This window comes from Cypionkella sp. PAMC25878 (assembly GCF_058135695.1).
The window spans coordinates 4,720,838-4,732,578 of sequence record NZ_CM176871.1; the positions used below are offsets into that span (position 1 = coordinate 4,720,838).

The window sequence follows — 11,741 nt, forward strand, 5'->3', positions numbered from 1 at the left end:
GTGCTATTCATATCTGCATGGATAATCTTGACTGGACCCTGACCCGCTCTTTCCTTGCCGTGGCTGAAAGCGGCTCGCTCTCGGCTGCAGCTAGGCAGCTCAATCTCAGCCAGCCCACACTGGGCCGCCATATCGCCGATCTGGAGGCTGCTTTTGGCCTTCCGCTGTTCACCCGCCAACCGCGCGGCCTTGCCCCAACGGCTGAGGCCGCAGCGCTGATCCCGCACGCCCGCAACATGCGCGACGCGGCGGCCAAGCTGACGCTGGCGGTGGCGGGCCGCGACACCCGCCTGCACGGCCCGGTCCGTATCACCGCCAGCCGTATCGTCTCGCACTACCTTTTACCGCCGATGTTGGCGGCATTGCGCCACGAAGAACCCGGCATCGAGATTGAACTCTCCCCCACCGACTCATCCGATAACCTGCTGTTCCGCGAGGCTGATATCGCGTTGCGGATGTATCGCCCCACCCAACCCGATCTGATCACCGCCCATCTCTGCGATATCCCGATGGCGATCTATGCCGCACACAGCTACCTTGCTCGACGCCCCGATCCGATCACCCCGGACACCATCCTCAGCCATGAGTTCGTCGGCTTCGACCGCTCCGATCTGATGCTGCGAATGATGGCCGCGCAAGGCATTGCAGCCCGTCGCGAAGATTTCCCGACCCGCTGCGATGATCAAATTGTCTATTGGGCACTGGTACGCGCGGGCCTAGGTTTAGGCGGGATGCAAACCGTAATCGGCGATGCCGACCCCTCCGTCACCCGCGCCGCCCCCTTTCTGCGCCTGCAACCTTTACCAATCTGGCTGACCGCCCCTGAAGCTTTGCGCCACACCCCCCGCATTCGGCGGGTGTTTGATGCGTTAGCCGCCCATTTCCGGGCGCTGAAGCTTGACCCTGCCCCCCCCATTGGCTAGGCCATCGTCAACCCTTCAAACGTGGAGCCTATGATGGCAAATCCCTCCCTACTTATCCTCGCCGGCGACGGCATCGGTCCTGAAGTGATGGCCGAGGTGAAAAAACTCATCAGCTGGCTCGACGCCAAAGGCATCGTGACCTTTGACGTGTCCGAAGGCTTGGTAGGCGGCTGCTCTTACGACGCCCACGGCACGCCTTTGACCGATGAAACCATGGCCCGCGCGCAGGAAGCTGACGCGGTTCTGCTGGGTGCCGTCGGCGGCCCGAAGTATGACAAACTCGATTTCTCGGTAAAGCCCGAGCGTGGTCTTTTGCGCCTGCGCAAAGAGATGGACCTGTTCTCCAACCTGCGCCCCGCCCAGTGCTTCGACGCGCTCGCCGATTTCTCCAGCCTGAAACGCGAAGTCGTCGCAGGCCTCGATATCGTCATCGTCCGCGAACTGACCTCGGGCGTCTATTTCGGCGAGCCGCGCGGCATCTTCATGGAAGGCAATGAGCGCGTCGGCATCAACACCCAGCGCTATACCGAATCCGAGATCGCCCGCGTCGCGCGTTCGGCGTTTGAACTGGCCCGCAAGCGCAGCAACAAGCTGTGTTCGATGGAGAAGGCCAATGTGATGGAATCCGGCATCCTGTGGCGCGATGTGGTGCAGGAAATCCACGACAAAGAATATCCCGACGTGGCGCTGACCCATATGTATGCTGACAACGGCGCAATGCAGCTCTGCCGTTGGCCGAAGCAATTCGACGTCATCGTCACCGACAATCTGTTCGGCGATGTGCTGTCGGACATGGCCGCGATGCTGACCGGATCCTTGGGCATGTTGCCCTCGGCGTCTTTGGGTTTGCCGCAAGCCAATGGCCGCCCGAAAGCGTTGTATGAGCCCGTGCACGGCTCTGCCCCCGACATCACCGGGCAGGGCAAAGCCAACCCGATCGCCTGTATCCTGTCGTTCGCGATGGCGCTGCGCTATTCGTTCGACATGGGCGCTGAAGCCACCCGCGTCGAAAAAGCCGTTGAGAAAGTCCTCGCCGATGGCGTCCGCACTGCCGATCTGATGGGCCCCGAAGGCGGCTCACCGGTCAGCACCACCCAAATGGGCGATGCGATCATCGCCGCGATGGAAGCCAGCCTGTAATACCCTATCGTTGCCCTTGAGCCCGTCCCTCAAAGGCAACGACCTTTGACGAAAAATCAGCAAGAAACCCCGCGCGTTGCAGCTTCCCTCTTGATGTTCACCCGCGAAGGCCCGACAGCTAGGCGCATCGCCAAAGCTGCACTCTTTCGCCCCGGATACCCACCATGCCCGTTGCTCAATCGAACCTGCGCGGGGCGCTTTTGGCGCTGGCTGCCTTCGCGATTTACGCCACCCATGACGTGCTGGTGAAGTTCCTCGGGGCCAGCTACAGCCCGTTTCAGCTGATCTTTTTCTCAGGCCTGCTGACCTTCCCGCTGATCACCATCCTGTTGATGAGCGACCGCACCGATGGCAACCTTATCCCGAAACACCCCTACTGGACCGCCCTGCGCACGGCGTCGGCGGTGGTCAACGGCATCACCGGATTCTACGCGTTTTCCGTGCTGCCGCTCGCGCAATGCTACGCGATCTTCTTCGCGATGCCGATTCTGATCACCCTTTTGGCGATCCCGATCCTGGGCGAAAAGGTCGGCCTGCACCGCGGTCTGGCCATCGTCATCGGCCTTGCAGGCGTGATGATCGTGCTGCGACCGGGGCAAGAACCGCTCAGCCTCGGCCATCTTTCAGCGCTGGCGGCAGCCCTGTTGGGCGCGATGACCTCGGTGATCGTGCGCAAGATCGGTCATGATGAACGCTCGGTTGTGCTGATGCTTTATCCGATGGTGGCGAACTTCGTGGTGATGGCCTTGGCACTGCCTTTCGTCTATGTGCCTGTTCCGATTGAACATATGGGCATGATGGGTGCGATGGCCCTGCTCAGCCTGCTGGCAGGGATGTTGACCATTGCCGCCTACCGCCGCGCACCCGCGATCATCGTCGCGCCGATGCAATACAGCCAGATCATCTGGGCGATTCTTTACGGTTTTTTCATCTTCAAAGAAAAGGTGGATTTCTGGACCGCCGTTGGCACCGCCGTCATCATCGCCGCCGGAGTCTATATCGTGCTGCGCGAAGACAAACCCTCAGTCTCCATCAACCGCCCGGTGCTGGAAACCCGCTCACGCTTTGATTTCGGCGCGATCCCCCGCATCGGCCTCTGGCTGCGCCTGTTCGACCGCCGCCGCTTGCGCAACAAAACCGAAGGCCTTTCTGGCACCGATGGCGACGCATAAATCCTGCGCCGCCCTCTTGCAAACCCACGCGCAACGGTTTAACCCCGCGCCACGGTCGGAGCGTAGCGCAGTCTGGTAGCGCACCTGCTTCGGGAGCAGGGGGTCGGAGGTTCGAATCCTCTCGCTCCGACCAATTCAAAAAATCCCGATATATCAATCACTTACAGTTTGGATTCGTTGTTGCCCGGATCACTTTTCCTGCGCACAAGCCCGGACTAGAGCAAAGTATGCGACTCGATTTGGACGTCAAAGAACCGTCAACGTTAAAGATGGCGCTGCTTGATCCAACCGGAGCGACTTACAGCAATCTCGCCAAACAACCATCTCATGCCGCGGCCGTGCAGGCGTTCAGTGTCCAAAGCCACTTTACCGTTGATCGTTGAGCAAGTCGCGGCTGATCAATTGCCGTTGCACATCTCTACAAACTGCTTGTTTATCAATGCCACGCAGCACCCACCCGGCTCCCAAGTATCGCTCGCTATAATCAATGTATGCAGATCAGAACGACTGCGACATTGAAAAGAAAGCGAAAACCGTGAAAAGCAGACCTTACGCCGGAACCCGTTTGGCAAAGTTCATCGAGACCCGTGTTCTTGAGCTTCGCCCGCGAAAATCACAGATCGAAATCGCCACCGAGGCAGGATACGTCAATCCGAACATGCTGGCGATGATCAAGAACGGCTCGAGCAAGCTGCCTCTCGACCGTGTGCCCAGTGTCGCCAAGGCCCTGGAGTGCGACCCGAAGCTGCTGTTCAAGCTCGCCCTTGAACAACTGGGTGGTGCCACCACCGCCGTTGCCGTCGAGGCGATCTTCGGCACCATCGTCACACGCAACGAGGTCGTGTGGCTCGAAGAGATCCGAGATGCTTCTGGTCATTCAGACCCCAACTTGACAGCGCGCAGCCGCGCTGCTCTGCGTGCGGTGTTCGGCAAATGAGCGTTTCAGACATACCTACGATTGCGATGAGTGCAGTTGGTTTCAGGTTGCCTTCGGATCAACCTATCAGCGAGAACGAAAGAGTTTGGATCGATTTTCTGCGGTTGGTGTCGTGTGACAGTGACCCTGCTCCTACGCTACGAAGTGTTCAGGCGATGCGGCAGTTGGTCGGAGAGTGTGTCAATTGCGAAAGTGGCGTGGGCAAGCCTAGCTGCGTGGAAGGTAAGTAAGGTCAATGAGCGAAAGCCATTTTGGCTGGACTATGGACTATGGACTATGCTGCGCTGGCCGCGCCGGCGCTGGCCACGCGCTTCGTTATACGACCTGCAGATTCATAGTTGCGAAAGGAATCGACGTTCAGATCTGGATGACTGGGTGCTTACGCGGCTACTCCTTCGATTATTCCAAACGGAGCCGCGCCGCCGCCCACCAACTGAGGGTGGCCATCACGCCCGCCGTAGCAAGGCACAAAGGTAGACCCCCGAGCTGATAGCTGAGACCTGACAGAAGCGTGCCAATCAGCCGTCCTGCCGCATTTGCCATGTAATAGAACCCGACATCGCGAGTGATCCGCTCGGCATCCCCGAAGGCGAGGATCAGATAAGAATGGACGGAGGAATTTATCGCGAACACGAAGCCGAATGCCAGCAGCCCTATGATCACCGTCGCTGTCAACGCGGGCGAAGGCGCGCCTGCCCAGAAGGCCGCAGCTGCTAGCACAAATGGGATCGGAACCAAAAGTCCGGCCCAGAAGATTGCCTTTGAGACGCTCGCGGCCTCGGATTGTCCTTTGCCGCCTAGGATGCGCGGAGCCAGCGCCTGCACTGCACCATACGCGATGATCCAGAGGGCGAGGAAGGTGCCGATCAGGAAGAAAGCCGAGCGCCTGCCTTCGGACGTGCCGTCCGATAGCACCATCTGAAAGTAAACCGGCACGCCCACCACGAACCAGACGTCGCGCGCGCCGAACAGGAACATCCGCGCGAGGCTCAGCCGGTTCACGCGGGGATCTTGCGACCGCCAGCCACCCCACGCCTCATCTGCTTTCATGCGGCCGGGCAGACCTGCGGGCAGGAACAGCGCGATGGCCACAAGGATGACGGCCAACACCGCTGCCATGCCCCAGACCGCCCCTTGGAACCCAGCAATGCCCAACATCAGCGCGCCCAGAAAGAAGCCCAATCCCTTGACGGCATTCTTGGATCCGGTGAGCAGGGCAACCCAGCGAAACAAACCGCCATCCTCTGTCGGAGCCAGCAGCTTAACGGCAGATTTCGAGGACATTTTGGCCAAATCCTTGGCAACGCCCGAAACCCCCTGAACCGCCATCACGAAGGCGACCGAGGCTATGACACTCCAACCCGGATCAAGTTGCGCTAGCGCCACCAGTGCGGCCACCTGCAAGCCGAGCCCTGCGTAGAGCGTGGCCGCCAACCCGAACCGCGCCGCCAGCCAACCAGCACACAGGTTGGTGACAATTCCGGCAATTTCATACAGCAGGAACAGCCAAGCCAGTTGCACTGGTGTAAAGCCGAGCGTGTTGAAATGCAGCAGCACCAGCATCCGCAGCGCGCCATCCGACAGCATGAAGGCCCAATAGGCCGCTGTGACAGCGGCATAGGCACGCAAACCGTTCGGGGGGACGGCAGTTTCGGTCATAGCGCGCCTGCGACCATGCGGGTGATGTCGGCCAGACGGCAGGCATAGCCCCATTCATTGTCATACCAGGCGTAGATCTTTACCTGCGTGCCGTTGATCACCATGGTCGATTGTGCGTCGATGATCCCTGATCGCGGATCGTTGGTATAGTCGGATGACACCAGCGGCCGCGTCTCATACCCAAGGATGCCGCGCAGAGGCCCGTCGGCAGCGGCTTTGAACAGGGCGTTGACCTCCTCCACGGTCGTCTCGCGCTGCACCTCGAACACGCAATCGGTGATGGAAGCGTTCAGCAGCGGCACCCGGATGGCGTGGCCGTTCAGACGACCTTTCAGTTCGGGATAGATCAAGGTGATCGCGGTGGCGCTGCCCGTCGTCGTTGGGATCAGGTTTAAGAGTGCTGACCGCGCGCGGCGCATGTCCTTTGCAGGACGGTCCACAATGGTTTGCGTATTGGTCACGTCATGGATCGTGGTGATTGATCCGTGCCGGATACCTAGGCTCTCGTGGATAACCTTGACCACCGGTGCCAGGCAGTTGGTCGTGCAGGAAGCCGCCGTGATCAGGGATTGCGACCCGTCATAGAGGTGATGGTTCACACCGTAAACGAGGTTCAGCGCGCCGCCATCCTTGACCGGGGCAGAAACAACGACCTTCTTCACTCCGGCAGCATAGTAAAGTGCCACCTTTTCCGCCGTTTTGAACACTCCGGTGCAGTCAATCACCATATCGACGCCAAGCTCGACCAGCGGCAGCGCCGCAATCGTTTTCTCATGTGTCAGTTGGATGCGCTGGCTGTTCAGTGTCAGGCTGTCGGCATCATGGGTGATCTCGGCCTTCCAGCGTCCGTGAACAGAGTCAAACTCCATCAGCAGCGCGTGCTGTTCGGCATCGCCGACGGGATCGTTGATCAGAACAATCTCGCCTTGCACACCAGTGTCGATCAGGTCGCGCAGGACCAGTTTTCCGATCCGGCCAAGGCCGTTAAGGGCGATACGGGTCATGCCGTTAGCCTTCAACGGAGTCGGTGTGGGTGCCGATCCGGTCCACTTGCAGCTGCAACGCCATGCTGTCCAAAGCCTCGAACGGCAGCTCGACAAAAGCGGCTATCCGACGGCGCAGCGCGCCATAGGTCTGGGCGAAGACCAGCGCCTTTTCCGCATCAGTGCCAGTGGTCTTAACCGGGTCGGGCAGACCCCAGTGACCGGTAATCGGCTGGCCGGGCCAAGGCGGGCATTCCTCGGCAGCCGCAGTGTCGCAGACGGTAAAGACGAAATCCATCACCGGCACGCCGGATTTCTGGAACTCGGACAGGTGCTTGGATCGTAGGCCAGAAACGTCATGACCGTTCCGCTTCAACACCTCAAGCGCGAAGGGGTTCAATTCCGAATTGGGCTGAATCCCGGCCGAAAATGCCTGAAACTTGCCTTTGCCCAGATCGCGCAGCAACGCCTCGGCAAAGATCGAACGGGCAGAGTTGCCTGAACAAATGAACAAAACGTCGAAGTCAGTGTCGCGCATGAGGCGTTCCTTTTGGGCAGCAATGAGGGGGGCAAGAAGATCCGGGCGGGCGCGGCCAACATCAAGGGCGAGAAAGCCGATGAGGCTTTCGGTCACGTCAAGATCGACAGAATAGAACAGAGATCGTCCGCGCCGTTCGACCTGCACAAGGCCCGAGGCGGTCAGATCGGCGAGGTGATGCGACAGCGTGTTTTGCTTCAGCCCAAGCGCGACGGCGATTTCCGTGGGTCGCACACCCTGCGGCACGAAGCGCATGAGCAGCCTGAAAACCGCGAGGCGACCGGGGTGGCCAAGTGTGGCAAAGCCATGTGAGATGCGATTCTGTTCCATATTTCCCGAATATAGGAATATATCTTCTTCGGCCAATGAATTTTTTATGACAGATGGTTTCCCGATGCGAGCACCAGGCCTGACCGCATTGCGTCGTCCCTTCCTGCTTGCGCATCCCACGATTACAAACTACGCATCATCTCAACATTAATGGAGATGTTGAGATGATGCCAGAAGATCGAGCGATGTCGGCCTTTGCGGCGCTGTCGCAAGAGCATCGGTTGCAGATCGTGCGACTGCTGGTCAAAGCAGCGCCCGAGGGGCTGCCAGCCGGAACACTGGGCGAAATGCTGGGGGCCGGATCGTCGAAGATGTCGTTTCATCTTTCGCATCTAGAACAAGCCGGGTTGGTGCATTCGCGGCGCGACGGCCGACAAATTATCTACGCGGTGCAAATTGCAACAGTGTCTGACCTGATTGCCTTTCTGATGCAGGACTGCTGCGGCGGGCGCCTCGAAATCTGCGCGCCTGCCTTTGCTGCAGCAAGCTGTGCCCCCAAGGAGAGTGCAGATGCCTGATTTTCCCGTTCGCATCTACCACAGCCCCGCCTGCGGCACCTCGCGCAATGTCCTCGGCTTGATCCGCAATGCCGGGGTCGAGCCGGATATCATCGAATACCTGACCGCCCCATCGAGCCGGGAGGAAGTCCTTTCGCTGGTCGCCCGCATGGGCATCGCCTTGCGCGACCTGCTGCGCGAGCGCGGCACGCCCTATGCTGAACTGGGGCTGGATGACCCGACGCCGACGAAGGCAGATATCCTTGATGCGATGATGGCCCATCCGATCCTGATCAACCGGCCTATCGTTATCACCCACAAAGGAGTGCGGCTGTGCCGACCTTCGGAAACCGTGATCGACCTTTTGCCGCCACAGCGTGGTGCCTTCACCAAGGACGACGGCCAGCCGGTCGTCGATGCCAGCGGCCAACGCATTACGACAGGAGCCTGATATGAAACGCCTTTCCTTCCTCGACCGATGGCTGACCTTGTGGATCTTTGCAGCCATGGCCGTAGGCGTCATGCTCGGAACTCTGTTCCCGGCGTTGCCGGGCGCGCTTGACGGGCTGTCGATCGGCACGACGAATCTCCCGATTGCCATCGGGTTGATCCTGATGATGTATCCGCCGCTGGCGAAGGTGCGCTACGAGGATCTTCCAAAGGTATTCGAGGATCGACGCATCTTGGCGCTGTCGCTGGTGCAGAACTGGATCATCGGCCCGGTGCTAATGTTCGCACTTGCGGTCATGTTTCTATCCGACAGCCCGGAATACATGACCGGCCTGATCCTGATCGGCCTCGCCCGCTGTATTGCGATGGTGCTGGTCTGGAACGGCCTTGCCTGCGGCGATCAACAGTATGGCGCAGCACTAGTGGCGTTCAACTCGGTGTTCCAGATCCTATTCTTCTCCACCTATGCTTGGGTGTTTCTGACCGTTCTGCCGCCGTTGTTCGGGCTGGAGGGTCAGGTGATCGATGTGGGTTTCTGGATGATCACCCAAGCCGTGTTGATCTACCTAGGGCTGCCCTTCGCCGCCGGATACCTGACCCGCCGCATCCTGGTCGCCCGGCATGGCGAGGGCTGGTATCAGACCCACTTCCTGCCGCGTATCGCCCCGGTTACGCTAGTGGCCCTGCTGTTCACCATCATGGCGATGTTCGTGATGAAGGGCGGCGAGGTTTTGCGCTTGCCGGGTGACGCACTGCGCATCGCGGTGCCGCTGGCGCTGTATTTTGTGATCCAGTTCGGCATCGGGTTTGTCGTCGGCCGCCTGATCGGGGCAGGTTACCCGCGCACCACTGCCGTGGCCTTTACTGCGGCGGGTAACAACTTCGAGCTGGCGATTGCTGTGGCCGTTGCCACCTTTGGCCTCGCCTCGCCGGTGGCCTTTGCCACAATCATCGGTCCGCTGGTCGAGGTGCCAGTGCTGATAGGGCTGGTGTCGGTGGCGCTGTGGCTGGGCCGTCGCTGGTTTGCTTTTACTGCTCCCGAAAAGGTTTGACCAATGCCAGATGATAACAACCCGGCGTTTCCTGCACTCGACGAAGCCAGTTTTGTAGCGATTGATCCTGTGCGTTTGCTCTCCCCACCTGCATCGACCCGTAAACCGCGCATCTTGATACTTTACGGCTCACTGCGCCCTCGCAGTTTCAGTCGCCTCGCCGCCGAGGAGGCCGGGCGCATCCTAACGCGCCTCGGAGCCGAAGTGCGCTACTTCAACCCGTCTGGCCTGCCGCTGCCGGATCAACCGGGAGCTGACATGACAAAGGTGGACGAATTGCGCTCATCGGTGATCTGGTCTGAGGGGATGGTTTGGTCCTCGCCAGAACGCCACGGCGCGATGACTGGAATAATGAAGGCGCAGATCGACTGGATACCTTTGTCGATGGGCGCGGTGCGGCCGACACAGGGCAAAACGCTGGCCTTAATGCAGGTGTCGGGAGGTTCGCAGAGTTTCAACGCCGTCAACCAGATGCGCATACTGGGTCGCTGGATGCGGCTGATCACCATCCCGAACCAATCCTCGATTCCGAAGGCCTTTCAGGAATTCGACGAGGCAGGCCGGATGCGCCCCTCGCCCCTTTACGACCGGATCGTTGATGTCATGGAGGAGCTGATGAAGTTCACCCTGCTGACCCGCGATCGTGCCGATTATCTGGTGGACCGCTACTCTGAACGCCGCGAAACCGCAGAGGCGCTGATGAAGCGGGTCAACCTGTCGGCAGCGACCTGACGCCGGCGGTCAGGTGTGCTGCCAAACCTTGACCGCCGAAATCAGCAGGATCACCGTCAGCAGCGGGACGATTACTCCTTCGGGCACCACACCCAGCAACCTGCTGCCGACAAACGTGCCCAGCACAGAGCCCACTGCCATCACCAGAATAAACCTCAGGTTTCGACCCAGCACGGCAAAGCTGTCATCCCCACTGTAGCGGACGAAGGCCACCAACATGGTTGGCAGGCTCACGGCCAGCGACAGGCTTCCGGCCAGCTTGATGTCTGCACCGAACAGCAGCACCAGCGTCGGGATCAGCAACTCACCGCCCGCCACGCCCAGAAGCGAGGCGACGATCCCTATGCCGAACCCCGCAACCACTCCGGCAATCAGTTGTGAAAGCCCAGTCAGCAACGGCTCAGAGGTGGCCAAGTCATGCCCTAAAAACAGCACAGCCGCGATGATCACCAGCAGAATCGCGATGATGCGATAAAAGGTCGCCGTGCGCAGCCGAAGCGCCCAGCCGGCACCGACCCATGCCCCGGCCAAACTGCCCACAAGCAGGTTCAACAGGATTGGCCCCTGCGCCAGCACCTCTGCGAACGGCACGGTTGCCGTCCGAAACGGCAGGGCCGTCGCTACGACAACCAGACTTGTCGCCTTGTTGATGATCACCGCCTCCAAGGCAGAAAAACGGAACAGGCCAATGAGCAGCGGCAGACGAAACTCGGCACCGCCCAGCCCGATCAGACCGCCGAGTGTTCCGATCAGGGCCCCTGAGGCGAAGCCAGCCAGGTTTTTGTTCATGTGGTAAGTTTGGGTCCGCGCCGGAAAACAGTCAAGCAGATGATGCCTGTCGGGCGCAACGCGGACAAATTGCAGATCGCCTCACGATGAACCTTGTGGTTTCGCCGACTTACGGGAAATCGAGCCGATCAGTTCGACAGATCCTGCCAGTGTGTTGGTGATCGTGCCGTATTTTTGCAGATTGCGCAGCAGCAGGTCCAGCCGCTGATCGCTCTCGTCGGTGTCCACCACGATCTGGTAGTCGATGCGCACCATCTTTGGCGGGGCGTCCTGCCGCTGGCCCTGCAACGCGACGTCAATGCCGCGTAGGGAAAACTCCAGCATCGGGATCATCCGTTCCGCGCCCTTCAGAATGCAGGCGGCCAGACTGGCCAGCAGCAGTTCTGCCGGATTGAAGGCGTCCTGGCGACCCTTCATGTCCGTATCGAGCACGATCAGCGCCTGCTTGGTGGCCGCCTCGGAGCCATGGCCGTCGATCCTGCGCGCGGTTACCTTGTATTCCAGCATGGTGCATGTCCTCTGCGACGTCGTTCGACCTG

Annotated in this window: 13 protein-coding genes and 1 tRNA gene; 9 read left to right on the forward strand and 5 right to left on the reverse strand. The window is 60.0% G+C overall.

Annotated features, from left to right (window positions below):
• The first annotated feature begins 17 nt into the window (after positions 1 to 17).
• From ACS5RD_RS23635 to ACS5RD_RS23655, 5 genes are all read left to right on the forward strand, one after another.
• A complete protein-coding gene (locus ACS5RD_RS23635) occupies positions 18 to 923 on the forward strand; it encodes a LysR family transcriptional regulator (protein ID WP_489929370.1) in 906 nt (301 codons plus the stop codon).
• A 33-nt stretch (positions 924 to 956) separates the two neighbouring features.
• The gene (gene leuB / locus ACS5RD_RS23640) at positions 957 to 2,063 is read left to right on the forward strand and encodes a 3-isopropylmalate dehydrogenase (RefSeq protein ID WP_054008505.1); all 1,107 of its coding nucleotides are present in this window, start codon (positions 957 to 959) and stop codon (positions 2,061 to 2,063) included.
• A 164-nt stretch (positions 2,064 to 2,227) separates the two neighbouring features.
• On the forward strand, positions 2,228 to 3,235 hold the full coding sequence (locus tag ACS5RD_RS23645; protein WP_489929371.1) for a DMT family transporter: 1,008 nt from the start codon (positions 2,228 to 2,230) through the stop codon (positions 3,233 to 3,235).
• Positions 3,236 to 3,291: 56 nt separating this feature from the next.
• A tRNA-Pro gene (locus ACS5RD_RS23650) sits at positions 3,292 to 3,368 on the forward strand.
• A 354-nt stretch (positions 3,369 to 3,722) separates the two neighbouring features.
• A complete protein-coding gene (locus ACS5RD_RS23655; RefSeq protein ID WP_489929372.1) occupies positions 3,723 to 4,172 on the forward strand; it encodes an XRE family transcriptional regulator in 450 nt (149 codons plus the stop codon).
• A 399-nt stretch (positions 4,173 to 4,571) separates the two neighbouring features.
• On the opposite strand, the gene arsJ is transcribed toward ACS5RD_RS23655, so the two are convergent.
• Genes arsJ through ACS5RD_RS23670 form a run of 3 tightly spaced genes read right to left on the reverse strand, consistent with a single transcriptional unit; the run spans position 4,572 to position 7,682 of the window.
• The gene (gene arsJ, locus ACS5RD_RS23660; RefSeq protein WP_489929373.1) at positions 4,572 to 5,831 is read right to left on the reverse strand and encodes an organoarsenical effux MFS transporter ArsJ; all 1,260 of its coding nucleotides are present in this window, start codon (positions 5,829 to 5,831) and stop codon (positions 4,572 to 4,574) included.
• Positions 5,828 to 6,835, reverse strand: a complete 1,008-nt coding sequence (locus ACS5RD_RS23665; RefSeq protein WP_489929374.1) for an ArsJ-associated glyceraldehyde-3-phosphate dehydrogenase — start codon at positions 6,833 to 6,835, stop codon at positions 5,828 to 5,830. The genes arsJ and ACS5RD_RS23665 overlap by 4 nt, the downstream gene beginning before the upstream one ends.
• A 4-nt stretch (positions 6,836 to 6,839) precedes the next feature.
• Positions 6,840 to 7,682, reverse strand: coding sequence for a metalloregulator ArsR/SmtB family transcription factor (locus ACS5RD_RS23670; protein ID WP_489929375.1), 843 nt, complete (start codon positions 7,680 to 7,682; stop codon positions 6,840 to 6,842).
• 167 nt (positions 7,683 to 7,849) lie between these two features.
• Here ACS5RD_RS23670 and ACS5RD_RS23675 point away from each other — a divergent pair, with 167 nt between their 5' ends.
• The 4 genes from ACS5RD_RS23675 to arsH are packed head-to-tail and all read left to right on the forward strand — an operon-like array spanning position 7,850 to position 10,413.
• On the forward strand, positions 7,850 to 8,200 hold the full coding sequence (locus tag ACS5RD_RS23675) for an ArsR/SmtB family transcription factor (protein ID WP_489931425.1): 351 nt from the start codon (positions 7,850 to 7,852) through the stop codon (positions 8,198 to 8,200).
• On the forward strand, positions 8,193 to 8,630 hold the full coding sequence (arsC, locus tag ACS5RD_RS23680) for an arsenate reductase (glutaredoxin) (RefSeq protein ID WP_489929376.1): 438 nt from the start codon (positions 8,193 to 8,195) through the stop codon (positions 8,628 to 8,630). The genes ACS5RD_RS23675 and arsC overlap by 8 nt, the downstream gene beginning before the upstream one ends.
• A gap of 1 nt (position 8,631) precedes the next feature.
• Entirely contained in the window at positions 8,632 to 9,681 is a 1,050-nt protein-coding gene (gene arsB, locus ACS5RD_RS23685; protein WP_489929377.1) for an ACR3 family arsenite efflux transporter, read from the forward strand.
• A gap of 3 nt (positions 9,682 to 9,684) precedes the next feature.
• Positions 9,685 to 10,413, forward strand: a complete 729-nt coding sequence (gene arsH, locus ACS5RD_RS23690) for an arsenical resistance protein ArsH (RefSeq protein ID WP_489929378.1) — start codon at positions 9,685 to 9,687, stop codon at positions 10,411 to 10,413.
• 9 nt (positions 10,414 to 10,422) lie between these two features.
• Here the strand turns inward: arsH and ACS5RD_RS23695 are convergent, their stop codons facing one another.
• Entirely contained in the window at positions 10,423 to 11,202 is a 780-nt protein-coding gene (locus tag ACS5RD_RS23695) for a sulfite exporter TauE/SafE family protein (RefSeq protein ID WP_489929379.1), read from the reverse strand.
• Between the two features lie 81 nt (positions 11,203 to 11,283).
• Positions 11,284 to 11,709, reverse strand: a complete 426-nt coding sequence (locus ACS5RD_RS23700) for an OsmC family protein (protein ID WP_489929380.1) — start codon at positions 11,707 to 11,709, stop codon at positions 11,284 to 11,286.
• Positions 11,710 to 11,741: the final 32 nt, after the last annotated feature.